Below are 24870 nucleotides of genomic sequence, written 5' to 3' on the forward strand. Positions count from 1 at the left end.
CTCATCGCCGAAGGTGGCACCCATGTTCGCCTACTACCTCCAGCTCGGCCTGCGTAGCCTGCGCCGCAACCCGATGCTCACCGCACTGATGGTGATGGCCATCGGCTTCGGCGTGGCCGCGTCGATGACGACGTACTCAGTCTTCCGGGCGACGTCGCGCGATCCGATCCCGCAGAAGTCGCACGTGCTGTACAACACGCAGCTCGATGCGTTCGGGCCGGAAAACATCGAGAAGGGCGAGCCACCGCCGGCGCTGAGCTACACCGATGCCACGGCGATCCTGCGCGCACACAAGGCGACCCGCCAGGCGATCATCTATCCGGTGAGCGTGTCGGTGATCCCGGACGAGCCGTCGCGGCTGCCGATGCGTGAAGGGGCATATGCCGCCGGCGCGGACATGTTCCCGATGTTCGACGTGCCCTTCATCCAGGGCCAGGGCTGGACCCGCGACGACGACGAGAAACACGCCAGCGTGGTGGTCATCAACAAGGAACTGAACGAAAAGATCTTCAACGGCGGCCAGAGCGTCGGCAAGCAGGTCAATCTCGATGGCCGGCTGTTCCGCGTGGTCGGCGTGATCGACAACTGGGCGCCGCAGCCGGTGTTCTTCGACGTCCCGAACACGGGCGGTTTCGACGAAGGCGCGGCGGTGTTCATCCCGTTCACCCGCGCCATCGACATCCAGCTGTCCACCGCCGGCAACAACAACTGCGTGAAGGAGCCCGCGCCGGGCTGGGACGGTTACCTGCATTCGGAGTGCATCTGGCTGGCCCTGTGGAGCGAGATGGGCTCGCAGTCGGAAGTCGACGCCTACCGCAACTACCTCAATGGATACGCCGCCGAACAGCAGCGTGCCGGCCGCTGGAACTGGGCGCCGAACGTGAAGGTGCGCAACGTCGTGGACTGGCTCGACGTGCAGAAGGTCGTGCCGCCGGAATCGCAGGTTTCGCTGATCGTCTCGTTGGGCTTCCTGGTCATCTGCCTGGTCAACACCGTGGGCCTGCTGCTGGCGAAATTCCTGCGCCGCGCCCCGGAGATCGGCGTACGCCGTGCGCTGGGTGCATCGCGCAGCCACATCTACGCACAGTTCCTGATCGAGGCGGGCGCGGTCGGCGTGGCGGGTGGCCTGCTCGGCCTGGTCCTGACCGGGCTGGGCATCCTCGGCACGAAGCTGGTTTTTCCCGAAAATATCTCCCGGCTTGCCACCGTCGACCCCGTACTGATCCTGCTCACCCTGGCGACGTCGATCGCCGCCTCGGTGATCGCGGCGTTCTATCCCACGTGGCGCGCCGCACAGGTGCAGCCGGCGTGGCAGCTGAAGTCCAATTGAAGGCGCGCGGACCATGAACCTGCAGATCAAGCCTATCCTCGCCGCATTGCGCCGCCACAAGGCGGGCACCATCCTCATCGCGCTGCAGATCGCGCTGACTCTGGCCATCGTCTGCAATGCCCTGTTCATCGTGCACCAGCGCATCGAGCGCGTGCACCGCACCACGGGCATGGACGAGACCAACCTGGTCATCCTGCAGAACCGCTACGTGGGTACGCCCACGTCGTTCATCCCGCAGATGAAGACCGACGTCGAGGCGCTGCGTAACCTGCCGGGGGTCGAGTCGGCCTATGCCACCAACGCCTACCCGTTGCGCCGCGGCGGATGGTCCACCGGCATCCAGACCGAGCCGGACAAGACCAAGGACAGCCTGCCCAGCGCGCTGTACTTCGTCGACGAGCAGGCGCTGAAGACGCTCGGCGTGAAGCTCCTGGCCGGGCGTAACTTCAACCCGTCCGAAGTGGTGGTGGTGGGTCCGCAGACCACGCCGGCACCGCCGCAGGTGATCATCACCAAGGCCATCGCCGACAAGCTGTTCCCCAAGGGGGATGCGCTGGGCAAGACGATCTATTACTCGAAGGGCAAGCCCTCGACCATCATTGGCATCGTCGAAAAGCTGACCGTGCCCTGGATCGACTTCGACCACATGGATAACGTGACGCTGATGCCGGTGCGATTCGACAGTGGCTACCAGCAGTTCCTCGTCCGCACCAAGCCGGGCCAGCAGGATGCGGTGTTCAAGGCTGCGCCGACGGCCCTGTACGCCACCAACCGGATGCGCGTCCTGCCCGAGAAGTACGGTGTGCGCACCTTTGAGACCGTCCGTGCCACCGCCTATGAAGCCGACCGTGGGATGGCGATCCTGATGACCGTGGTCTGCGGCGTGCTGCTGGCCATCACCGCCGCGGGCATCGTCGGCCTGTCCAGCTTCTGGGTCGGCCAGCGCCGCAAGCAGATCGGCGTCCGCCGCGCACTGGGCGCACGCCGTTCCGACATCCTCAGCTATTTCATGACCGAAAACTTCCTGATCGCGTTGGGCGGCGTCATCGTCGGCACGGTCCTGGCGGTGGGCCTGAGCCAGTGGATGTTCACGCATTTCGAAATGCAGCGCTTGTCGTTCACCTACGTGCTGGTCGGCGTCGTCCTGCTCCTCGCGCTGGGCCAGGCGGCCGTCTTCGCGCCGGCGCTGCGTGCCTCGAAAGTGTCCCCCGTGGAAGCGACGCGCAGCGTCTGATTCGCACTAAGGAGCGGTGATGTTTGGTTATTACCTTGAGTTGGCCTTGCGCAGCCTGAAGCGCGGCAAGGCCCTCACGGCACTGATGGTGCTGGCGGTGGCGATGGGCATTGGCGCGTGCATGACGACCCTGACCGTCCTGCACGTGGTCTCGGGTGATCCCTTGCCGTCGAAGAGCCACCAGCTGTTCTACCCGCAGCTGGAGCCGCGCGACGAAGACAATCAGATATACGCATCGGGCGAGCCGCCCGAGCAGGTGTCCTGGGTCGATGGCATGAACCTGATGCGTGCACACCGGGCCGATCGCCAGGTGCTCATGACCGGTGGCATGTCGCCAGTGCAGCCCATCGACGGTTCGCTGGATCCGTTCTTCGCACACGCCCGGATGACCACGGCCGACTTCTTCCCAATGTTCGACGTGCCGTTCCATTTTGGCCGTGGCTGGTCGGCAGCCGACGACGAGGATCGTGCGCGCGTGGTGGTGCTCAGCCACGACATGAATGACCGGCTGTTCCACGGCGAAGACAGCACGGGGCGCACGGTCCGCTTCAATGGCAAGGAGCTGCGCGTGGTCGGCGTGCTGGAGCCGTGGCGTCCCCATCCGCACTTCTACGACCTCAATACGGGCAGCTACGCCGATACCGAAGAGGTTTTCCTGCCACTTTCGACCGGGCGTGCCATCCACGTGCAGCGCGCCGGTTCGCGTGATTGCTGGGGGCAGGGCAAGGCCGTGGAAGACCAGCTGGAAGCCGCGAACTGCACGTGGCTGCAGCTATGGGTGCAGATCAACGACCCGGCGAAGGTCGCCGACTACAAGGCATTCCTAACGCACTATTCGGACGAACAGCGCGCGGCGGGCCGGTTCAAGCTGCCGACAAACGTGCGCCTGCGCAATGTCGTGGAGTGGCTGGAATTCCAGCGCGTGGTGCCCAGCGACGTGCGTCTGCAGGTATGGCTGGCGCTCGGCTTCTTCGTGGTCTGCCTGGTCAATACCGTGGGGCTGATGCTGGCCAAGTTCATGCGTCGCTCGGGCGAGGTCGGCGTGCGCCGCGCGCTCGGTGCTTCGCGCCGCGCGGTTTTTGCCCAGTTGCTGACCGAGGCCGGCATCGTCGGCCTCGCGGGCGGCTTGCTGGGCATGTTGTTCGCACTGGGCGGCCTGTGGCTGGTACGGCAGCAACCCGATCAGTACGCATCGCTTGCGCACCTGGACCTGACGATGCTGGCGACGACCTTCGCGATGGCGATCGTTGCCACGGTCTTCGCCGGGCTACTTCCGGCGTGGCGCGCGTGCCAGGTCACTCCCGCCCTCCAATTGAAGAGCTCGTGATGCTGGAAATCCGCCCCATACTCTCGACCCTTCGCCGGCACAAGGTGACCGCGATGCTGCTCGTGCTGGAAATCGCCCTGACCTGCGCCATCGTGTGCAATGCGGTGTTCCTGGTGCGCGAGCGACTCGACTGGATCCATATCAGCAGCGGCATCGACGAAGCGAACATCGTGCAGGTCCGGCCGGTCAACGTCGACGGCGATGCGTCCGGCACCCACGCCCGTGCGCAAGCGACCGCCGCGGCGCTGCGCGAGCTGCCCGGCGTGGCCTCGGTGTCGCTGGTCAACCAGGTGCCGCTGGGCAACGAGTCCTGGAACTCCGGGATCAAGCTCGATCGCGAGATTGCCAAGCCGGCGATGCACGTCACCACCTATTACGGCGAACACCTGATCGACACGCTCGGCCTGCAGCTCGTCGCCGGCCGCGATTTCACGGACAGCGAGTACGCCTGGTTCGACGACGTGGTGATCGTCACCGAGTTCATGGCGCAGCGGCTGTTCAAGGGCAACGCCCTGGGCAAGACGATCTGGTACGGCGACGAGCCGCTGCGGATCATCGGCGTGGTGCGTAACGTCGTGCGCCCGAGCACGGACGATCGGGACGTGGTCTACGGCAGCGTCATCATGCCGATCCGCATGGTCGAATCGATGGGCGCAAGCTATGTGTTGCGCACGAAGCCGGGGCAGGCCGCCTCGGTGGTGAACGCGGCCGCGGCGACCCTGCGTGGGCTTGATCCCAACCGGGTCATCATGCAGAAGCGCACCTTCGCCGAGATTCGCAAGGCCTACTTCGCCAGCGACCGCGCCATGGCCAACCTCCTCGTTGGCGTGTGCCTGGCGCTGCTGATCGTCACCGCCCTGGGCATCGTCGGCCTCGGTAGCTTCTGGGTCTCGCAACGCCGCCGCCAGATCGGCGTGCGGCGTGCGCTTGGCGCGACGCGGCGCGACGTGCTGCGCTATTTCCAGACCGAGAACTTCCTGCTCGCCACCATGGGCATCGCCCTGGGCATGGTGCTGGCCTACGCCATCAACATCGTGCTGATGGTTCACTACGAATTGCCACGGTTGCCCTTCGCCTACCTGCCGCTGGGCGCGGTGATCCTCTGGCTGCTCGGCCAGGCGGCGGTGTTCGCGCCGGCCTACAGGGCGTCGAACGTACCGCCCGTGGAGGCCACGCGTGGCAACTGAACCGGGTTACCACCTTGAGATGGCCGTGCGCAGCCTGCGTCGCAACCCGGTCCTGACCGCGCTGATGGTCCTCGCCGTCGCACTGGGCATCGGTGCGTGCATGACGACGCTCACCGCACTGCACGTGTTGAGCGGCGATCCGCTGCCCGGGCGCAGCGACCACCTCTACACGCCACGGATCGAAGCCCGCTCGGCCGGGGGCGGCGAGACGGTGCTGCCGTTCCTGCTGACCTGGACCGATGGCATGGCGCTGCTCCACGCCGGCCGTGCGACCCACCAGGCGGTCATGGTCGGCGGCGCGGCGACGATCCATCCGGCCGATCCGTCGACCGATGCGTTCCTTACGTCGGCGCAATACACCAGCGCCGATTTCTTTCCCATGTTCGAGGTGCCGATGCAGTTCGGCCAGGCCTGGGCCGGCGCCGAGGACGAAAGCCATGCGCGCGTCGCGGTGATCAGCGATGCGCTCAACATGCGTCTGTTTGCCGGCGAAAACAGCGTCGGTCGTTCGATCCAGGTCAACGATGCGTCCTTCCGCATCGTCGGCGTGATGCTGCCGTGGCGGCCCGTGCCGCACTTCTACAACCTGGACACCGGCGATTTCGCCAAGGCGGAAGACGTCCTGGTGCCGCTGACGTCGGCGCGCGACGCCCACCTGCCGCGCAACGGCGGCATCGAGTGCTGGGCCGGTGGAAGTGGTGACGAAGAAAACATGGAAACGGCGCCGTGCGTCTGGCTGACAGTCTGGGTCCAGCTGGACGATGCCGCCGCCGTGAAGGCCTACCAGGCCTTCCTCGACGGCTACTCGCGCGAGCAGCACGCCGCGGGGCGCTTCGACCAGCTGCAGCCGGCCGCGCTGTCGAGCGTCAAGGCGCTGTTGGCCGAACGCCAGGTGGTTCCCAGCGACGTCCGCCTGCAGTTCTGGCTGGCGTCCGCGTTTTTCGTGGTCTGCCTGGTCAACACGGTGGGGCTGATGCTGGCCAAGTTCATGCGCCGTGCCGGTGAACTCGGTGTCCGGCGCGCGCTGGGTGCGTCGCGCGGCGACATCTTTGCGCAGCTGCTGGCGGAAGCCGCCATGATCGGCCTCGCCGGTGGGCTGCTCGGCCTCGGCTTCGCATGGCTCGGGCTGATGCTGGTCCGGATCAATCCCGATCGCAGCGCCCAGCTGGCGCACCTGGACCCGACCATGCTGGCGACGACCTTCGTCCTTTCGGTGGTGGCGGCGACGCTTGCGGGGTTGTTCCCTGCATGGCGCGTTTGTCAGGTACCGCCCGGCCTCCACCTGAAGGTCCAGTGACATGCGCCTCGACATAGCTCCGATCCTCGCGGCGCTGCGCAAGCACCGGGTGACCTCGACCCTGCTGGTGCTGCAGATCGCGCTGACCTGCGCGATCGTCTGCAACGCGGTGTTCCTCGTGTCGGAACGGGCACGCTGGATTGGCACGCCCAGCGGCATCGACGAAGACCGGATCGCGTCCATCGAACTTTCGGCCCCCGGCAAGGGCGTGGACATCCACGCGCGTACCGAGGCGGATCTCGCGACGCTGCGCGCGGTTCCCGGCGTCGAAGCGGCGTCGGTGATCAACTCCTTGCCCTTCGGTGGGCGTTCGTGGAGCAGCGGGGTGCGCCTCAGCCTCGACGAGAAAGTATCCACGGCCAGTGTCGCGATGTACTACGGCGAGTCGGTGGGCGAACTGTTCGGCGCGCGGTTGCAAGCCGGACGCTGGTTCCGCCCCGACGAGTACCGCTGGATCGACGACGTGTCGTTGAAGCGCGTGCCGAGCGCCCCGGTCGTGGTGGTCACCGCACCGTTCGCGACACGCCTTTTCCCTCGGGGTGACGCGCTGGGCAAGACGATCTACATCGGCGAAACCGCGTATCGCATCGTCGGCATCGTGCACTGGCTTGCGCATGCCGCGTCGGGTCGTGGCCAGGTGGGAGAGGCCGTGCTGGCGCCATGGCGGATGGTGCCAACCTATGGTGCGGGCTTCGCGATCCGCACCGCGCCGGGCCAGGCCGGCGCCGTGCTGCAAGCCGCCGCGGCCGCGCTGAGGAAATCGGATCCACGCCGTGTGGTAACCGACACGCAGACCTTCGCCGAGATCCGCTCCAACTTTTTCGCCAGCGATCGCTCGCTGACGGCGATGCTGGTCGGCGCCTGCGTGGTGCTGCTGGCGATCACCGCGCTGGGCATCGTTGGCCTGGCCAGCTTCTGGGTCGCGCAGCGGCGGCGCCAGATCGGCGTGCGCCGCGCCCTCGGCGCCACCCGCGGCGACGTGCTGCGCTATTTCCAGACCGAGAACTTCCTGCTCGCCAGCATGGGTATCGTCCTGGGCATGCTGCTCGCCTATGCGATGAACATCGTGCTGATGGTGCACTACGAGATTCCACGCCTGCCCTGGGGCTACCTGCCCGCCGGGGCAGTGACGCTGTGGCTGGTCGGCCAGCTGGCCGTGCTGGCCCCGGCCCTGCGGGCGGCATCGGTTCCCCCCGTGGAGGCCACCCGTGGCTAGAATGGCCGTTGCAACCTTTTCCGGGGGAGATGCATCCATGACCGCATGGCTAGGGACAAGATGCGCTGCGTACTGATCATTGACGATAACCCCGCCGTCGGCGAGGCCCTTTCGCTTGCACTGAGCCTGCGGGATATCCGCCCGCTGGTGGCGTTCACGCCGGAAGAAGGCCTGGCCACGCTGGCCCGCGAGCGCGTGGACGTGGTCATCCAGGACATGAACTTCACCGCCGACACCACGTCGGGCGAGGAGGGGGCTGACCTGTTCCGCGCGATCCGCGGTCGCCACACCGACCTGCCAGTGATCCTGCTCACGGCATGGACCCATCTCGAAGCGGCGGTGGAACTGGTCAAGGCCGGCGCCGCCGACTATCTCGCCAAGCCGTGGGACGACACCAAGCTGCTGGCGACGGTCGAGAACCTGCTGGAGCTTTCCGAGACCACCCGCGAAGTGACCCGCGCGCGCAACGAGCGTCGCCGCCGCCGCGAGGCACTGGAAAGCAAATATGACCTCGACGGACTGGTGTTCTCGTCCGAGGCCATGAGCCGCACGGTGGAGCTCGCCTGCCAGGTCGCCCGCTCGGACGTGCCGGTGCTGATTACCGGGCCGAACGGCGCCGGCAAGGAGCGCATCGCGGCGATCGTCCATGCCAATTCGCCGGTGCGCCGTGGACCGTTCATCGCCGTGAACTGCGGTGCGTTGCCGGGTGAGCTGATCGAAGCGGAATTGTTCGGTGCCGACGCTGGCGCCTACACCGGTGCGAACAAGGCCCGTGAAGGCCGCTTCGAACTGGCCGATGGCGGCACGCTATTCCTCGACGAGATCGGCAACCTGCCGCTGCCGGGGCAGATGAAGCTGCTGCGCGTGCTCGAGACCGGGCAGTTCGAACGCCTCGGTTCCGGCCGGACGCGCCAGGCCAAGGTGCGCGTGGTCAGCGCGACCAACGCCGACCTGAAGGCGATGATCGCAGCAGGCACCTTCCGCGAAGACCTTTACTACCGTCTCAACGTCATCGACGTGAACCTGCCGCCGCTGTCCGAGCGTAGCGACGATATCCTGCCGCTGGCCGAGTTCTTCCTCGACGGCAAGGCGGAGCTCAGCGAAGACGCGCGCGAAGCACTTCTCGCCCATGCGTGGCCCGGCAACGTCCGCGAGTTGAAGAATGCGATGGCCCGTGCCGCGCTGCTCGCGATGGGCAGCCGGATCGAACCGTCGCACCTGAACCTGCCCATGCCCACGCCCGCCAGTAACCGCAACCTGGACGAACCCACGCGTGAATCGGTCGAGGCCGCCCTGGCGACCGCGGGTGGGGTGATCAGCCGTGCGGCAAGCAGCCTCGGCCTGTCGCGCCAGGCGCTGTACCGGCGGATGGAGCGTTACGGGCTGGCGGTCTGATCCGCGCGACCATGAAACGCTTCTCGCTCGAGGGACGGATGACCATCGTCGTCGCGGCTGCGGCGATCATGGGCGCGCTGGTCTTCGCCGGCGTGGCGATCTGGCCTTTCCCCCAGGCGATGGCATGGTTGCACGCCCTGGCCGAGAAACCCGGCCAGCCCGTGGTGCCGGGTCCGCCGGAGCCCTTCGATACCAGCACGGCGCTGATCATCTGCCTGCTGGTGCTGGTCCCGCTTTCGGCGTGGATGTCGCACGTGCTGGTCGAGCCGATCCGTCGGCTGATCCGTGCGCTGGAAAGCGCCGTGGCCAGCTATCGCGACGGCGACTACAGCATGTCCATCGGCAGCGATCGCTCGGATGAACTGGGCGACCTGATCCGCATGCACAACGACCTAGGCACGATCCTGCGCGAGCAACGCCAGCATCTCGCCCAGCGCGAGCTGCTGCTCGACACCGTGGTGCAGAACACGCCGGTGGCGCTGGTGCTCACGGATGCCACCGGCAAGGTCACCTACGCGAACATCGCGGCCCGCCACCTGTTCAACGAAGGCCGCACGCTTGCCGGGCTGGACTTCGCGCGCGTGCTCGAAGCCATGCCCGAAAACCTGCGGGTCGCGGCGGAAGCGGGCGAGGACGCGCTGTTCACCGTGGAGATGGAAGGCAGCGAAGAGACCTTCCATCTGTCGCAACGCGGTTTCCGCCTGCAGGGCAGGCCACACAGGCTGCAGTTGTACCGGCGAATGACGCGCGAACTGTCGCGGCAGGAAGTGCATACGTGGAAGCGCGTGATTCGCGTGATCAGCCACGAGTTGAACAATTCGCTCGCACCGATTTCTTCGCTGTCGCACTCGGGCGCGGAACTGGCGCGGCGCGGCGACCTCGCGCGATTGCCCGGCGTGTTCGCATCCATCGGCGATCGCGCGAAGCATCTGCACGGCTTCATTTCGGGTTACGCCAGCTTCGCCAAGCTGCCGACACCGCAGGCCCGCGAGATCGCCTGGGGGCCGTTCCTCGAGGCGCTCGCGCTGCATGCGCGGTTCCGGCTGGACAGCGCGTTGCCAAAGCAGCCGGGCTGGTTCGATCCCACCCAGGTCGAGCAGGTGCTGATCAACCTGATCAAGAACGCCCATGAAGCCGGTGGCGACGACGATGAAGTGACCGTCTGCGTCCACGCCGTGGGCCGCGAATGCCTGATCGAGGTGGCCGATCGCGGCCCCGGTATGAGCGAAACCGTACTCGCCCAGGCCTTGTTACCGTTTTATTCCACCAAGCGATCGGGAACGGGGCTGGGCCTGGCCCTGGCCCGTGAAATCTCCGAAGCCCATGGCGGCCGCATTGGGCTGGCCAATCGCGAGGGTGGTGGCCTCAGGGTCACCCTGGTGTTGCCGGCCGGTCCCCACTAGCCGCGGATGGAACCGCCAGCGCTTCGCCTATACTCCGGAGGAATCCAGGAGAGGGAGTGAGGCACATGGGAAGCATCGTTGCGTTGTTTGTCGTCGTGGTCGCGGTCGTCGTGCTGGCCAAGCTGATCCGCATCGTGCCGCAGGGCTACGAGTGGACGGTGGAGATGTTCGGCAAGTACACCGGCACGCTCACCCCGGGCCTGCACTTCCTGATCCCGTTCGTCTACAACATCGGCCGCAAGATCAACATGATGGAGCAGGTGCTCGACGTCCCCTCGCAGGACGTGATCACCAAGGACAACGCCGTGGTCCGGGTGGACGGCGTGGTGTTCTACCAGGTGCTGGATGCCGCCAAGGCGGCCTACGAAGTGGCCAACCTCGAAGCGGCCGCGCTCGCCCTGATCATGACCAACATCCGCACGGTGCTGGGTTCGATGGACCTGGACGAGAGCCTCAGCCAGCGCGACGCGATCAACGCCAAGCTGCTCGGCGTGATCGACGACGCGACCCACCCGTGGGGCGTCAAGGTCACCCGCATCGAGATCAAGGACATTTCACCGCCGCGCGATCTTGTCGATGCCATGGCGCGCCAGATGAAGGCCGAGCGCGAGAAGCGCGCGAACATCCTCGACGCCGAGGGTTTCCGCCAGGCGGCGATCCTCAAGGCGGACGGCGAGAAGCAGTCCGCGATCCTCGAAGCCGAAGGCAAGAAGGAAGCTGCGTTCCGTGAAGCGGAGGCCCGCGAGCGCCTCGCCGAGGCCGAAGCGAAGGCCACCACCATGGTCTCGAACGCCATCGCTGGCGGCGACGTCAACGCGCTGAATTACTTCATCGCCACGAAATACGTCGATTCGCTAAAGGAAATGGCCAAGAGCCCGAACCAGAAGACCCTGTTGCTGCCGATGGAATCGGTGGGCATCCTCGGTTCGCTGGCGGGCATCGCCGAGCTGGCGAAGGATTCCCTGACCAGCCAGCGCGCCAACGTGCAGCAGCCGGCGCCGCAACCGCCGCGCACGCCGCCGCAGGTTCGCTGATCGCCATGGAAGCCCTGTCCATGCATTACATCTGGTGGATCGTCGCCCTGCTGCTGATCGGCGGCGAGGTGATCATGCCCGGCTACTTCATGCTGTGGATCGGCATCGCCGCCGCCGGGATGGGCATCGTGATGCTGGTGTTCCCGGACATGGGTGCGCTGGCCCAGGCCGTGCTGTTCGCGGTGTTCACCTTCGTCTCGTGCTTCGTCTACTGGAAGATGGTGCGGCCGCGCATCGCACGGGTGCCCTCCGGCAACGAGCGCCTCAACCGGCGCGGCGAACAGTTGATCGGCGAGACGTTCACCGTCTGCGACGCGATCGTCCACGGCCGTGGCAAAGTCCGCGTGGGCGACAGCGTCTGGCTGGTGACCGGCCCGGACCTGCCGGCCGGGGCGACGGTGCGCGTGCTCGGCGTCGACGGCACCACGTTGCGCGTGGAGGCGGTGGCCGTTGGCTGAGGCTGTGCCCCTGAGCGTGCCGGTGAGTTTCGCCACGACGGCGATCAACACCCGCATCGCCTTTCTCACTGAACTTGCTCGTCGACTGCATCAGTACGGCACCACGGCGCCGCGCCTGGAAACGGCCATCGCGCGTTCGGCGCAGCGGCTCGGCCTGTCGGCGGAAGTCTGGTCCAGCCCCACGGCGATCATCGTGTCGTTCGCCGACCTGGGGCAGGGCGAGGAGAGCGTCGCACAGGTGACCCAGGTAATGCGCCTGCCTCCGGGCGACGTGAACCTTGGCCGCCTCTGCGAAGCCGACCGGATCGCCGACGCGGTTATCGACGGCAAGCTGGAATTGCGCGAAGGCTTCCACCTGCTGCGCAAGCTGGGCGCGCCGGATACCTTCCGCGCCGAGCTGGGTGTCATCGCCAGCTATGGGTTGTGCGCGGCCAGCGTCGTGGCCTTGCTATTGCACAGCGCGTGGCCCGACCTGGTCACGGCCGGCATCATCGGCGTCGTCATCGGCTGCATCACCGTGGCATCGGGTAGCCGGCCGCGCCTCGCCGCCGCGAGCGAGGCGATCAGCGCGCTGGTGGCCACGATCATCGCCACCGTGGTGGCTGCTTACATCGTGCCGCTGGCGTTGAAGTCGGTGATCCTCGGCAGCCTGATCGTGCTGTTGCCGGGCATGGCGTTGACCACGGCGGTGCGCGAAATCTCCAGCCAGCACCTCGTGGCGGGCGTCGCCCGCATGGGTGGCGCCGTGGCGACCTTGCTGAAGCTGACCTTCGGCACCGTCGCCGCCACCCAGATCTGCGAAGCACTGGGCATCGTCCCGCACGACTACGCGCTGCCACCCCTGCCGGGCTGGGCCGACTGGCCATTCCTGGTGATGGGTGCGTTCTCGTTTGCCATCCTGTTCCGCGCCGCCACGCGCGACTGGCTGGTGGTGATGGCGTCGGTCATCGTCGGCTACCTGGCGACACGCTGGGGCGGGCAGATCTCGGGCTCGCTACCGGGCGCACCGTTCGGCGTGTTCATCGGCGGCGTATTGCTCGGGTCGCTGAGCAACGTCTATGCCCGCTATGCGCAACAGCCCGGTGCCGTGGTCCGCGAGCCCGGCATCATCCTGCTCGTGCCGGGCTCGGTCAGTTTCCGCAGCGTGTCCTACCTGCTCGACCACGATGCGTCGCTGAGCATGGATACCGGCCTGCTCGGCGTCACGTTGCTGGTCTCGCTGGTGGCCGGCCTGCTGTTTGGCGACCTGATCGTGGCGCCGCGCCGTTCGCTCTGACGACGGTCAGGGCGCGTACTGCGCCTCGCCGTTGCCGAACGACCAGTTCTCCTTCTTCACTTCGACCAGGCTGACCAGGACGTCGCCAGGCTTCACGCCGGGTGATTTGCCGAGATTTTCGGCGATCGCCTTGTAAAGCGCCTTCTTCTGGTCGAGCGTGCGGGTGTCGTTGAAGGTGATCTGGACGAAGACGACATCGTCGGTGCGATGGATGCCGAGATAATCCGGATCGTAGACGAGGCCTTCGGCACCGTGTTCGGCGATCACCTGGAAACGATCGTCGGGCGGAACGCCAATCGAAACGAGTGCGTCGTGGACACCTTTGCCAAGCGCGGTGCGATAAGCGGCGTCCTTTCCGCGACGGACATCGATGCGAATCAGGGGCATGGGAGATTCCTTAGGGAGGAGGTCACCCATCATATGCCCAAAAATAAACCCCGCCATTGGCGGGGTTTATTAGTGAACTGGCGATAGCGATCAGGCCAGCATGTCTTTTTCGCTGGTACCGGCTTTCAATGCCTCATTGAACCAGCGCGGGCGCTTGCCACGGCCCGACCAGGTCTGCTCGGCGTCTGCCGGATTGCGGTATTTGGCGGCCACCGTGGTGCCTGCACGCTTCGAGCGCGGGGCGCGCTGGCCGAACACGTCGTCGAAGGTGAAGCCTTCGGCCTTGATCATCGCGTTGATTTTGTCGCGAAGCGTGGTGACCTTCTCTTTCTGGAGCTCGGTCTGGCGGGTCTGCGCCTTGGCAATCAGCTCGGTGAGCTGGTTATGGTTGAGGTTTTTGATATCGACGGCCATGGCGTCCTCCCGAGTGGTGGTATCGACAATCCATTAGCCCGGAACTAATCCGCTTCCGGCTAATGGTGATTTGTCCCGATTGTGGACTAATGCCAGGCGAAAAGGGAGGCATTTGATTATCTGACCCCTAATATCAGGTAATTCCTACAAAGAAATAGTCCATCGCCCACCCAAATCTTGATCCAACCCCGGCAATTGGTCGTAACCTCGACCTCCGCGCGGCGCTCGTGCGTGGTCGCGGACACCCCGCGGCGCTCGGGCGTGGTCGCAGGACCAGCCCTCGGCGCCCACCCTCGCTGCTCAGACAGCGTTCTGGCGTGCGACAGGGAAGGGCTGCTCCGCAGCCCGTTTTCTTTATTGGCCTACGGCCGCGCACCAGGTGCCGGGCGGAGGTTCTTGATTCGGCATCCTGCCTCAACAAGAACGGCCGGCCATCGTGGCCGGCCCCCTTCGGGCTTTTCCCGCCCAGCCCCCTCGCCGCCACGAACTCGCCTCGAGGGTGGGCGCCGAGGGCTGTTCTTGCAGGCCGCGCGCGACATGCGGGAAACCGGCCTGGGGCCTGGCCCGACGCTGCGTGCTGTTGGTAGGAGCGCGCCTGCGCGCGATTGGGCGACAGGGCGGGGATGATTGAGCCTGATTGACCGATCCATGCGAACGCACTCGACGAACATCAACATGGTGATCGTGGACTAAGGCCATTGCTGTGTTTTGGCAAACCCATTCGCGCGCAGGCGCGCTCCTACAAGAGCCGCCGTGGCGTCGGGTCGTCCAAACCAGCTTGCGGGAACGTGGAGAAAGAGCCCTCGGCGCCTACCCTCGAGGCGAGTTCGTGGCGGCGAGGGGGGCGGGCGGAAGAAGCCCGAAGGGGGCCGGCCACGATGGCCGGCCGTTTCTGCCGAGACAGGATGTCGAGTCAGAAACCGCCGCCCGGGACCCGGTGCGCGGCCGCAGGCCCATAGATAAACGGGCTGCGGAGCAGCCCCTCCCTATCGCACGCCAGAACGCTGTCTGAGCAGCGAGGGTAGGCGCCGAGGGCTCTTCCTGCGACCAAGCCCGAGCGCCGCGCGGAGGTCGGGTCCTGCGACCAAGCCCGAGCGCCGCGCGGATTTGCCTACGGAGCGAGTAGCGCCAGCAGTTCCGCGCGGGTGACGTTGCGGGCTTCGGCGTCCGTGCGGGCGCGGTATTCGAACGTGCCGGCTTCGAGGCCGCGGCCGCTCACCACGACGCGGTGCGGGATGCCGATCAGCTCGATATCCGCAAACATCGAACCGGGACGCAGGCCACGATCGTCCAGCACCGTATCGATGCCCGCCTGCGACAGCTCGGCATACAGCGACTCCGCGGCTTCCGCCACGGCGACATCGTTCTTCGGATTGATCACGCACACGGCCACGCGCCAGGGTGCCATTGCATCGGTCCAGATCATGCCGTTCTCGTCGTGGCGCTGCTCGATGGCGGCGGCGACGATGCGGCTGACACCAACGCCGTAGCAACCCATGAACATCGTGCTCATCTTGCCGTTGCTGTCCAGCACGCCGGCGCCCATGGCCTCGGCGTACTTCTGGCCGAGCTGGAAGATGTGGCCCACTTCGATGCCGCGGGCCAGGCGCAGCGTGCCCTTGCCGTCCGGCGACGCGTCGCCGTCGACGACCTTGCGGATGTCTTCGACGCGGGTGACCTGCGCATCGCGGCCCCAGTTGGCGCCGGTGTAATGCGTGCCGTCCTGGTTGCCACCGCAGACGAAGTCGGCGAGCACGGCGGCGTCGCGATCGACGATGACCGGGATGCTGGCGGGCAGGCCGACCGGGCCGATGAAGCCCGGGCGCGTGCCCGTGGCGGCGAGGATCTCTTCTTCGCTGGCCAGCACCGGCTCGTCGCCGAGTTCGGCCAGGTGTGAGACCTTCACCTCGTTGACTTCGTGGTCGCCGCGCAGGCACAGGGCAACGACGCCCTCGATGCCACGGACGAGGATCGTCTTGACCGTCTGTGCCGCCGGCACGCCGAGGAAAGCGCTGACGTCGTCGATGGTGCGCTGGGTCGGCGTGTCGACGCGCTGCAGCGGCGCCGACGGGGCGGGGCGCTCGCTGGCGGGCGCGAGGGCTTCGGCCTTTTCGATGTTGGCGGCGTACTGCGAGCCGTCCGAGAACGCGATCGCGTCTTCGCCCGAATCGGCCAGCACCTGGAACTCGTGGCTGGCGCTGCCACCGATGGCGCCGGTGTCCGCGTCGACGGCACGGAACTCCAGGCCCAGCCGGGAGAAGATTCGGCTGTACGCGTCATACATCACCGCGTAGGTCTCGCCGAGCGATTCCGGGGTGAGGTGGAACGAGTAGGCATCCTTCATCAGGAACTCGCGCGCACGCATCACGCCGAAGCGCGGGCGGATCTCGTCGCGGAACTTGGTCTGGATCTGGAAGAAATTCAGCGGCAACTGCTTGTAACTCTTCAGCTCGTTGCGCGCGAAGTCGGTGATGACTTCCTCGTGCGTCGGGCCGTAGCAGAATTCCTGCTCCTTGCGATCCTGGATCTTCAGGAGCTGGCCGCCGAACTTCTCCCAGCGGCCGGTCTCTTCCCACAGCTCGCGCGGCTGCACCGAAGGCATCAGCACTTCGATGGCACCGGCGCGGACCATTTCCTCGCGCACCACGGCCTCCACCTTGCGCAGCACGCGCAGGCCCAGCGGGCTCCACGTGTACAGGCCCGAGGCCAGCTTGCGCAGCATGCCGGCGCGCAGCATGAGCTGGTGGCTGGCGATTTCCGCGTCGGCGGGTACTTCCTTGACGGTGGCGAGATGGAACTGGCTAAGGCGCATCGGGTCGGGATCGTCGGGTAAAACCGGGATTATAGGCCGGTTACTTGCAGTAGAGCGTCATCTGGGCCTGGTTGGTTTCCATCTGGCGCTTGCGGGCGGTGTCGTCCAACTGGGTCTGGCCACCCTTTCCGTCGTCCATGGTCACGACCTTTTCCTTGTTCAGGACGTCCATGTTCTTCCGCAGCTGGTCGCACAGCTTCGACCGGTTCGCGGCGTTGTCGGCGACAGCCGTGCCTGCCGGGGGCGTCGCGGCGGTCGCGGCCTTTGCCGGGCCGGCATCGCTGGAGGAGGGCGACGAGACGCCTCCCTTCATCTGGATCTTCTCCACCTTCTGGCTGCTGCCGGGCGGCGGCGAGTCCGAATAATGGGTGACGCCCTGGGCGTCCTTCCACTTGTAAGCCTGGGCGAAGGCCAGCGGGCAGGCGGCGACGAGCAGGATCAGGGCGATGCAACGGCGCATGCGGGCGTTCCCAGGCGATGGTGGAGAGTGGCGCACACATCTATCACCGCCCCCCGGGCTACGCAAGCGACGGCGTCGCGGTTCCTGCCGGTAATGCGCGGACTGACGGTTCACGGCGGCTGGGATAGACTGAAGGCCCTCTCAAAGACCAAGGCCCATGAGCGAACCGATTCCAGCCCGCAGGCCACGCCACCGTGGCATCTACCTGCTGCCGAACCTGTTCACGACGGGCGCGATGTTCGCGGGCTTCTACGCGATCGTCTCCGCCATCAACGCGAACTACGGCACGGCAGCGCTGGCCGTGTTCGTGGCCGCCATCCTCGACGGCATGGATGGGCGCGTGGCTCGCCTTACCAACACCCAGAGCGAGTTCGGCGTCCAGTTCGACTCCCTCTCGGACCTGGTCAGCTTCGGCCTGGCGCCGTCGCTGGTGCTGTACACGTGGTCGCTGTCCTCGCTGGTCGAGTACGGCCGGGTGTGGGGCAAGATCGGCTGGGCCGGTGCCTTCATCTATGCCGTGTGCGCCGCGTTGCGGCTGGCCCGCTTCAATACCCAGGTGGGCGTCGCCGACAAGCGTTACTTCCAGGGGCTGGCCAGCCCGGCGGCGGCCGCGCTGTGCATGTCCTTCGTCTGGACCATGACCAAGTTCGATATCCCGGGTAACCAGGTCGCGTTCTTCGCGCTGCCGCTGGCGGTCATCGCGGGCCTGCTGATGGTCAGCAACGTGCGTTACTACAGCTTCAAGGCCTGGCCGAAGGGCGACCGCGTGCCCTTCATCTGGCTGATCGCCGCCGTGCTGATCGTGGTCCTGCTGTTCATCGACCCGGCCCGCGTGCTGTTCGCCGGCACGGTGATCTACACCATCTCCGGTCCGGTAATGACGCTGTGGGGCCGCGCCACGCACCGCCGTCGCGTGCGTCGCCACGCCAAGGCCGCGGAATAAGCCATGGCCGCCGTTTCGCCCGGTCGACGCGAGCGCCTGCTGAAGGTCATGGGGGTTACCCCGTGGCGCTTGCGAGGCTCGGGCGTCGTGCGCGCGGACGGCGACGCAGCGGCAGCCAACGATGGCTTGCCGGGCGAACGCGTCGCCTGCGTCGTCGTGTTGCCCGCCGGTCCGAGCGAGCGTGAGCTGGAACTCGTCGGTCGCGCCCTGCGCGCGTCCGGACCGGTGATGGCGCGTGCGGCGCGGCTGGAAGCGGGTGAGCGCGGCCTTGGCCACGTGCCCGAGGCGGCGAATTACCTGGTCTTCGGCGAAGCCCAGGCACACGCACTTGGCCACGAATTGTCGGCGGCGGTGATGAGCGCCGCGCAGATCGTGCTGGTGGACACCCCCGCCGCGATCCTTGCCGACCCGGCCGCCAAGCGCCGCCTGTGGAATGGCCTGCGCGCCGTGGGCCGGGCGCTGGGCAGGGGCTGACGCCATGGTCGCCGTCGCACGCCCGTCCACCGAGGTCCGTGCCATGCGTCGGGAAGACCTGGACGCGGTGGTGGCGATCGAGCATGCGTCCTACGAGTTTCCCTGGAGCGCTGGCATCTTCCGCGACTGCCTGCAGGCGGGGCACAACTGCTGGGTGATCAGCCATGACGGCGAGATCGCCGGCTACGGCATCCTCTCGGTGGCCGCCGGCGAAGCCCATGTCCTGAACGTTTGCATCGGTAACGCCCACCGCGGCCTGGGCTACGGCCGGCGGATGATGCGCAGGCTGATCGACCTCGCCCGCTGGTACGGCGCCGAGCGCATCTTCCTTGAAGTGCGCCCGTCCAATCCCGTCGCTCACGCCCTATACGGCACGCTCGGCTTCAACGAGATCGGCCGCCGCCCGGCGTACTATCCGGCAAAACACGGCCGCGAGGAGGCGATCGTGATGGCGCTGGACATGCACGTCGGCGATTGAGGCCCTCCGGGCCTCACTCCCGCAACAGTGCCATCGGCGACGTCCTCAGCACGCTGCGCGTCCCGAACAGGCCAATCAGCATCACCACGAAAGCAGCCAGCGCGGCTGCGCCGAACAGTGGCCACAGCGGCGGCACGAAATCCTCGATGCGGAACACCGCGTGGCCGAGCCACAGGCCGGCACCTGCCGCGCCGAGGCCGGCGGTGAGGCCGGCGACCAGGCCGAGCAGGGCGAACTCACAGGCCGCGGCAAGGCGAAGCTGGGCACGGGTGGCACCAAGCGTGCGCAGCAGGGCGGCTTCCTTGCGCCGCTCCTGCGCGCTTGCGGCGAGCGCGGCGGTTAGCACGAGCGCTCCGGCCAGCAGGCTGAAGCCAAGCACCCAGCGCACGGCGCCACCGACCCGGTCGACGATCTCGCGGACCCGGTCGAGCAGGGCGTCGACGTCGATCAGGCTGAGGTTGCCGTAGTCGCGCGACAGCTTCGACAGCTGGTCGCCATGGCCGCGCGGCAGGTAAAAGCTGGTCAGCCACGTATGCGGCAGGTCGCCGGCGTGGGCCGGATCCACCATCAGGAAGAAGTTCACCCGGAACGAGGTCCAGTCGACCTTGCGCACGCTGGTGACGCGGGCATCCAGCGCGCCTTCGCCGACTTCGAAACGCAGGGTGTCGCCGAGCTTCAGGTGGTAGCGGTCGCGCCACGATGTGTCCACGGAGACCTCGGCCTGCGCGGGCGAGGCGCCTGGCCAGGTGCCGGCCACCACCTCGTTCGACGGCGGCAACTCGGCCGCCCACGACAGGCGTAGCTGGCGATCGGCGTTGTCGCGCTCGTCGTCGCGCAGGAACGGCAGCTTGTCCACCGGCGTGCCGTTCACCGCGGTCAGCTTGCCCACGGCGAGCGGCATCATGTTGGTCTTGGATGCGCCGATCTGCTGCAGTTGCTGGGCGAAGGCATCGCGCTGGTCGTCCTGCAGGTTGAGGACGAACCAGTTCGGGGTGTCGGCGGGAAGTTCGCGGCGCCAGCCTTCCAGCAGTGACGGCGCGATCACCGCCAGCAGCAACAGCGCGCAGAGGCCGAGCGACAACGCGGTGGCCTGGACCAGCGAGAGGCCGCGTCGGCGTGCCAGTGCCGCGAGGCCGAGGCGCAGGGCAGGGTGGGCGCCCGGTGCGACGCGGCGCGCGATGACCAGCAACAGCGCGGCCAGCAGCGCCGCCACGGCGGCGACGGCGGCAAGGCTCACGGCGAGGATGCCGGCCAGTTTCGCGGAGTCGCTCTGCAACCACATCAGGCCGACGGCGGTGGCCAGTGGGACGAGATAAAGCACGTCGAAGCGGCGCAGGCGGCGCTGCATCGATTCGCGGAACACGGCTACCGGCGGCACTTCTGCCAGCCGGACCAGGGGCGGCAGGGCGAAGCCGGCGAGCACGGCCAGGCCCATCGCCGCCGCCGCGAACGCAGGTGCGAGCGGCAGGCTGGTCGGGATGTTGTCGAACAGCTGGCGGGCGAAATACCACGCGCCTTCGGTCAGGCCCAGCGCGATCACGACGCCCACCGCAGCGGCGGGCAGCGCGAGCGCGGCCAGGGTCATCACCAGCAGCGACGCGATCTTCCGCCGCGGCGTACCCAGTGCGCGCAGCAGGGCCACTTCGCCTGCTTTGCGCCGTGCATAGCGGGCCGAGGCCAGCGCGATCGCGACGCCGGATAGCAGGGCCGAGAGCAGGGCCGTGAGCCGCAGGAAGGCACTCGCACGATCGAACGCGCTGCGCATGCGTTCCTGCATCTTCTCCGGCGTGATCAGTTCCGCACCGGCCGGCAGGCTGCCTTGTTCGACGCTTGACCGCCACCGGGCAACGGCGGACAGGTCGCCCGAGACCAGCAGCCGGTGCCGGGCACGGCTACCGACGCCGAGCAGGCCTGCCGTGGTCGCATCGTCGAGGTTCATCAGCGCACGCGGCGCCAGTGCAAACAGCTCGCCACCATCGGGCTGGCGCACCAGTTCGGCGGAGGCGACCAGGTCCTGGCCACCGATCTGCACGCGCTGGCCCGGCTTGATGCCCAGCCCGACCATCGCGCGATGATCGAGGTAGACCTCGCCGCGCGGCGGCCCGTGGGCGACGCGGCCATGGCCGTCGGCGCCGCTGACTTCCAGCGTGCCGCGCAGCGGATAGGCGGCGTCACTGGCCAGTACGTCGAGCAACTGGCTGTGCTCGCCAACGAAGGCCACGCTGCGGAATTGCGCGCCGCGGGTCACCGCCAGCCCGTCCGCGCGTGCGGAGCTGGCCATGGCGTCGGGCAGGGGGGCTGGCGCCGAGACGCCGAGGTCGCCGCCGATCAGTTCAGCCGCACTGGCGAGGATGCCGCGCTCGATGCGCGTGGAAAGGGTGGCGACGACGCCCAGGGCGACCACGGCCAGCACCAGCGACGCGGCCAGCGTGCGCAGTTCGACCAGGTGCCATTCGCGACGCAGCGTGCGCAGTGCAAGCCGCGTCACGTTCATGCGGGTACCCCGAGGCGGCCTTCGCGCAGCTCGGCCGAGCGGGCGCAACGAGCGGCCAGTCGCGGGTCGTGGGTGACCAGGATCAGGGTGGTGCCGTGCTGGCGGTTCATCTCGAAAAGCAGGTCACCCACGTGTTCGCCGGTGTGCTGGTCGAGGTTGCCGGTGGGCTCGTCGGCGAAGAGGATGCGTGGCCGATGGACGAAGGCCCGCGCCAGGGCGACGCGCTGTTGCTCGCCACCGGACAGCTGTGCCGGGTAATGGCGGCGGCGTGCGGCCAGGCCCACCGCGTCCAGTGCGGCGTGGGCACGCTCGCGCGCGCCATCGTCACCTTCCAGTTCGAGCGGAAGCATGACGTTTTCCTCGGCGGTCAGCGCCGGCAGCAGGTGGAACGACTGGAAGACGAAACCGACCAGGCGGCGGCGGATCGCGGCGCGGGCTTCTTCGTCAACCGCCTCGAGCGCCTGGCCGTCGATCTTCACCGACCCATCCGTCGGCACGTCGAGGCCGGCCAGCAAGCCCAGCAACGTGGTCTTTCCCGAGCCTGAAGCACCGACGATGGCGAAACTTTCGCCTGCGGCCACCGCGAGGTTCACGCCGGACAGGATATCCAGTCGTCCCTCCGGTCCGAAAACCGACTTGCTAACATCCACTACTTCAAGAAGAACACGGGAAGAATCGCTCATGCGTCGTAGCCTGGTCCTGGTGATGGTCGTGCTGCTCATGGTCTGTGGCGCCGTGGCCCACGCGGCGGGTGCGCCGCGCAAGGTGCTGGTGCTGGGCGACTCGTTGTCGGCGGCGCACAACATCCCGGTGGATGCCGGCTGGGTGCGTTTGCTGGACGCTCGCACAACCAACATGGCGACGCCGTGGACGCTGGTCAATGCCAGCATCAGCGGCGAGACCTCGCTGAGCGGGCGCAACCGACTGCCCGCGCTATTAGAGAAGGAAAAACCGGGCGTCGTGGTGATCGAGCTGGGCGCAAACGATGGCCTGCAGGGCCTTCCGCTGGACAAACTGGCCGCGAACCTCGAGGCGATGGTGACCGCGGCCCAGGCGGCCGGGGCGAAAGTGCTCCTGCTGGGGATCGAGCTTCCGGTCAACTACGGGCCGCAGTACCGCGATGGCCTGCGCAAGGTCTATGCGGACCTCGCCGCACGTCATAAGCTCGCGCTGGTCCCGTTCCTGCTCGACGGCGTAGCGCTCGACCCGACTCTCATGCAAGATGACGGGCTTCATCCCACGGCAAAGGGTGAGCCCCGGGTCGCGGCAAATGTATGGAAAGCGCTTGCACCCCTGCTCATGTAACTGACGAAACGTCGACGTACGCGTGCCCAGAATGAACGCATGTTTTCGGTCTTCACGCTGTTCTCACCGGTCCGGCCGTTAACTCTTCACATTTGTGAATCAGCGAAAGGAGAGTTGAGCGATGAGCAACCGCGACGAACAAGCTGGCCTGATCCTTCTTGTGGAAGACAATCGCCAGATCGCTGAAATGGTGGGCGAGTTCCTCGAGCGCCGGGGTTACTCCGTCGACTATGCAGCGGATGGCGTCAGTGGCCTGCACCTCGCCGTGTCCAACAGCTACGACGTCATCGTCCTCGACCTGATGCTCCCGGGCATGGACGGCCTCGATGTCTGCCGCAAGCTGCGCAAGGATGGCAAGAAGTCCACGCCGGTCCTGATGCTTACCGCGCGCGACACGCTTGAAGACAAGCTCGTTGGCCTCGAAGCCGGTGCCGACGATTACCTCGTCAAGCCGTTCGAAGTGCGCGAACTGGAAGCCCGCCTGCGTGCCCTGATCCGTCGTGATCGCCGCCAGGTGTCGTCGGAAGTGCTGACCGTGGGCGACATGACCCTCGACACGGCCACGCTGCGCCTGACCCGTGGCGGCCAGGAACTGACCGTCTCGCCGATCGGCCTGAAGCTGCTCGCCATCCTGATGCGTGAATCGCCGCGCGTGGTCAGCCGCCGCGACATCGAGCGCGAAATCTGGGGCGACACCCTGCCTGATTCGGACACCCTCCGCTCGCATCTGTACAACCTGCGCCGCGTGATCGACAAGCCGTTCGACCGCCCGCTCCTGCACACGATCCACTCCGCCGGTTATCGCCTCGCGGACCTCGACTCCGAGGTTGCCGCCTCGCAGACCGCCTGACGGGAATGCGGGCCGGAACTAACTGATGGCAGGCGAGACGACGCAGGGGACAAGGCGACGCAGGCGCGGATTCCGCGCTCACGTCGCCATCGTCTTCGGTTTACAGACGCTGGTGGTGCTCATCGCTTCGGTGATGACGGCCTATAACGTCGCGCCCCTCGGCGCGGCGCTGGCGATCATGCTCTGTTCGGGCGGACTGGCCTGGCTGGCGGTTTCGCGTGCGTGGCTGCCGATCGCCGCGCTGGCCAAGCTGCTGAATGGTTGGGACCCGGACCACCCGGACATGGCTGGCCTGGCGGCCGAGGGCGACAAGCGCTCGGACGGCGATGTCGCGTCGTTGATTCGTGGGTTGCATGGCTTGGCCACGCGTATCGAAGGTTTCGGCGAGCGCGAGCGCAACTTCACCCGCGACGCCAGCCATGAGCTGCGTAGTCCGTTGACCGTGATCAAGATGTCGTCGGACATGCTTGCCGACGAAATGGACATGTCCGAGTTCGGCCACCGTTCGCTGGAGCGGATCCGTCGTTCGACGCGCGAGCTCGAGTCGTTGGTCGAGGCCTTCCTGATCCTTTCGCGAGAGTCGGACCAGGGCCTGGCCGAAGAAGACTTCATCGTAAACAAGGTGCTTCGCCAGGAAGTGGACTACGCGCGCGAGTTGATCGCGGGTCGTCCGGTCGAGTTGATCCTCGACGAGCCGGCATCGTTCGCCCTGCATGCCTCGCCGCGGGTGTTCGCGGTGTTGTGCGGACAGTTGATCCGCCACGCGTTGCAGCAGACCGACCAGGGCACCATCGTCGTGACGGTGATGCCCGGCAGCGTAAGCGTGATCAACCCGGCGGTCGACGTGCCGGAGCCGGGCAGCCGGCGGCATGCGGCGGTCGACCGGCATGGCTTCGACCTGGCGATCGCACGGCGCTTGTCCGACCGCTTCCAGTGGCCGCTCGAGTTGCGCGCACTCCCCGGCGCATCCCGCGTCGCCAGCGTACGCTTCCCCAACCCCCAACCCATCGAAGCCTGACGCCCGCTCCCGCCGCTCCCGCCGCTCCTGTAGGAGCGCGCCTGCGCGCGACAGCCCCGCTGCGTCCTCGCACCACCG

Annotated in this window: 23 protein-coding genes; 17 read left to right on the plus strand and 6 right to left on the minus strand. The window is 67.0% G+C overall.

Going from position 1 to position 24870, the window contains the following annotated elements:
- Window positions 1–22 precede the first annotated feature (22 nt).
- From KPL74_01150 to KPL74_01200, 11 genes are all read left to right on the plus strand, one after another.
- Window positions 23–1330, plus strand: coding sequence for an ABC transporter permease (locus KPL74_01150; protein QWT20630.1), 1308 nt, complete (start codon window positions 23–25; stop codon window positions 1328–1330).
- 13 nt (window positions 1331–1343) lie between these two features.
- Window positions 1344–2564, plus strand: a complete 1221-nt coding sequence (locus KPL74_01155; protein ID QWT20631.1) for an ABC transporter permease — start codon at window positions 1344–1346, stop codon at window positions 2562–2564.
- A gap of 19 nt (window positions 2565–2583) precedes the next feature.
- Window positions 2584–3891 (plus strand): ABC transporter permease, encoded by a 1308-nt coding sequence (locus KPL74_01160; protein ID QWT20632.1) that lies wholly within the window; start codon window positions 2584–2586, stop codon window positions 3889–3891.
- Window positions 3891–5078: an ABC transporter permease gene (locus KPL74_01165; GenBank protein QWT20633.1), complete on the plus strand. Its 1188-nt coding sequence runs from the start codon at window positions 3891–3893 to the stop codon at window positions 5076–5078. Before KPL74_01160 ends, KPL74_01165 begins: the two co-directional genes overlap by 1 nt.
- Window positions 5068–6375, plus strand: coding sequence for an ABC transporter permease (locus KPL74_01170; protein ID QWT20634.1), 1308 nt, complete (start codon window positions 5068–5070; stop codon window positions 6373–6375). Before KPL74_01165 ends, KPL74_01170 begins: the two co-directional genes overlap by 11 nt.
- A 1-nt stretch (window position 6376) precedes the next feature.
- A complete protein-coding gene (locus tag KPL74_01175) occupies window positions 6377–7591 on the plus strand; it encodes an ABC transporter permease (GenBank protein ID QWT20635.1) in 1215 nt (404 codons plus the stop codon).
- A 45-nt stretch (window positions 7592–7636) separates the two neighbouring features.
- Window positions 7637–8986 carry a sigma-54 dependent transcriptional regulator gene (locus KPL74_01180; GenBank protein ID QWT20636.1) on the plus strand — a complete coding sequence of 450 codons (1350 nt, stop codon included), beginning with the start codon at window positions 7637–7639 and terminating at the stop codon, window positions 8984–8986.
- A gap of 11 nt (window positions 8987–8997) precedes the next feature.
- The gene (locus tag KPL74_01185; GenBank protein ID QWT20637.1) at window positions 8998–10389 is read left to right on the plus strand and encodes a hypothetical protein; all 1392 of its coding nucleotides are present in this window, start codon (window positions 8998–9000) and stop codon (window positions 10387–10389) included.
- Between the two features lie 65 nt (window positions 10390–10454).
- Window positions 10455–11423 carry an SPFH/Band 7/PHB domain protein gene (locus KPL74_01190; GenBank protein ID QWT20638.1) on the plus strand — a complete coding sequence of 323 codons (969 nt, stop codon included), beginning with the start codon at window positions 10455–10457 and terminating at the stop codon, window positions 11421–11423.
- Window positions 11424–11428: 5 nt separating this feature from the next.
- Window positions 11429–11881 carry an NfeD family protein gene (locus KPL74_01195; GenBank protein ID QWT20639.1) on the plus strand — a complete coding sequence of 151 codons (453 nt, stop codon included), beginning with the start codon at window positions 11429–11431 and terminating at the stop codon, window positions 11879–11881.
- Entirely contained in the window at window positions 11874–13157 is a 1284-nt protein-coding gene (locus KPL74_01200) for a threonine/serine exporter family protein (protein ID QWT20640.1), read from the plus strand. Before KPL74_01195 ends, KPL74_01200 begins: the two co-directional genes overlap by 8 nt.
- A 6-nt stretch (window positions 13158–13163) precedes the next feature.
- Here the strand turns inward: KPL74_01200 and KPL74_01205 are convergent, their stop codons facing one another.
- The 4 genes from KPL74_01205 to KPL74_01220 all read right to left on the minus strand — a co-directional run bounded on the left by KPL74_01205 (window position 13164) and on the right by KPL74_01220 (window position 17230).
- Window positions 13164–13544: a tautomerase family protein gene (locus KPL74_01205; GenBank protein QWT20641.1), complete on the minus strand. Its 381-nt coding sequence runs from the start codon at window positions 13542–13544 to the stop codon at window positions 13164–13166.
- 90 nt (window positions 13545–13634) lie between these two features.
- Window positions 13635–13958, minus strand: coding sequence for an H-NS histone family protein (locus tag KPL74_01210; GenBank protein ID QWT20642.1), 324 nt, complete (start codon window positions 13956–13958; stop codon window positions 13635–13637).
- Between the two features lie 1111 nt (window positions 13959–15069).
- Window positions 15070–16770, minus strand: a complete 1701-nt coding sequence (locus tag KPL74_01215; protein QWT20643.1) for a proline--tRNA ligase — start codon at window positions 16768–16770, stop codon at window positions 15070–15072.
- A gap of 40 nt (window positions 16771–16810) precedes the next feature.
- Window positions 16811–17230, minus strand: a complete 420-nt coding sequence (locus KPL74_01220) for a DUF4124 domain-containing protein (protein QWT20644.1) — start codon at window positions 17228–17230, stop codon at window positions 16811–16813.
- Window positions 17231–17387: 157 nt separating this feature from the next.
- Here KPL74_01220 and pssA point away from each other — a divergent pair, with 157 nt between their 5' ends.
- Genes pssA through rimI form a run of 3 tightly spaced genes read left to right on the plus strand, consistent with a single transcriptional unit; the run spans window position 17388 to window position 19125 of the window.
- Window positions 17388–18173, plus strand: a complete 786-nt coding sequence (pssA, locus tag KPL74_01225) for a CDP-diacylglycerol--serine O-phosphatidyltransferase (protein ID QWT20645.1) — start codon at window positions 17388–17390, stop codon at window positions 18171–18173.
- A gap of 3 nt (window positions 18174–18176) precedes the next feature.
- Complete coding sequence (locus KPL74_01230) at window positions 18177–18647, plus strand: hypothetical protein (GenBank protein ID QWT20646.1); 471 nt, start codon at window positions 18177–18179, stop codon at window positions 18645–18647.
- Window positions 18648–18651: 4 nt separating this feature from the next.
- Entirely contained in the window at window positions 18652–19125 is a 474-nt protein-coding gene (rimI, locus tag KPL74_01235) for a ribosomal protein S18-alanine N-acetyltransferase (GenBank protein ID QWT20647.1), read from the plus strand.
- A gap of 13 nt (window positions 19126–19138) precedes the next feature.
- Here the strand turns inward: rimI and KPL74_01240 are convergent, their stop codons facing one another.
- Together KPL74_01240 and KPL74_01245 are read right to left on the minus strand one after the other, a co-directional pair.
- Window positions 19139–21619: an FtsX-like permease family protein gene (locus KPL74_01240; protein QWT20648.1), complete on the minus strand. Its 2481-nt coding sequence runs from the start codon at window positions 21617–21619 to the stop codon at window positions 19139–19141.
- The gene (locus KPL74_01245) at window positions 21616–22302 is read right to left on the minus strand and encodes an ATP-binding cassette domain-containing protein (GenBank protein QWT20649.1); all 687 of its coding nucleotides are present in this window, start codon (window positions 22300–22302) and stop codon (window positions 21616–21618) included. Before KPL74_01245 ends, KPL74_01240 begins: the two co-directional genes overlap by 4 nt.
- On the opposite strand from KPL74_01245, the gene KPL74_01250 reads away from it, so the two are divergent.
- From KPL74_01250 to KPL74_01260, 3 genes are all read left to right on the plus strand, one after another.
- A complete protein-coding gene (locus KPL74_01250) occupies window positions 22301–22924 on the plus strand; it encodes an arylesterase (protein QWT20650.1) in 624 nt (207 codons plus the stop codon). The two genes, KPL74_01245 and KPL74_01250, sit on opposite strands and share 2 nt — an antisense overlap.
- A gap of 121 nt (window positions 22925–23045) precedes the next feature.
- The gene (locus KPL74_01255) at window positions 23046–23774 is read left to right on the plus strand and encodes a response regulator transcription factor (protein ID QWT20651.1); all 729 of its coding nucleotides are present in this window, start codon (window positions 23046–23048) and stop codon (window positions 23772–23774) included.
- A gap of 25 nt (window positions 23775–23799) precedes the next feature.
- Window positions 23800–24792 carry a HAMP domain-containing histidine kinase gene (locus KPL74_01260; GenBank protein ID QWT20652.1) on the plus strand — a complete coding sequence of 331 codons (993 nt, stop codon included), beginning with the start codon at window positions 23800–23802 and terminating at the stop codon, window positions 24790–24792.
- Window positions 24793–24870: the final 78 nt, after the last annotated feature.

The sequence above is a fragment of the Bacillus sp. NP157 genome (genome assembly GCA_018889975.1).
Taxonomy (GTDB): domain Bacteria; phylum Pseudomonadota; class Gammaproteobacteria; order Xanthomonadales; family Rhodanobacteraceae; genus Luteibacter.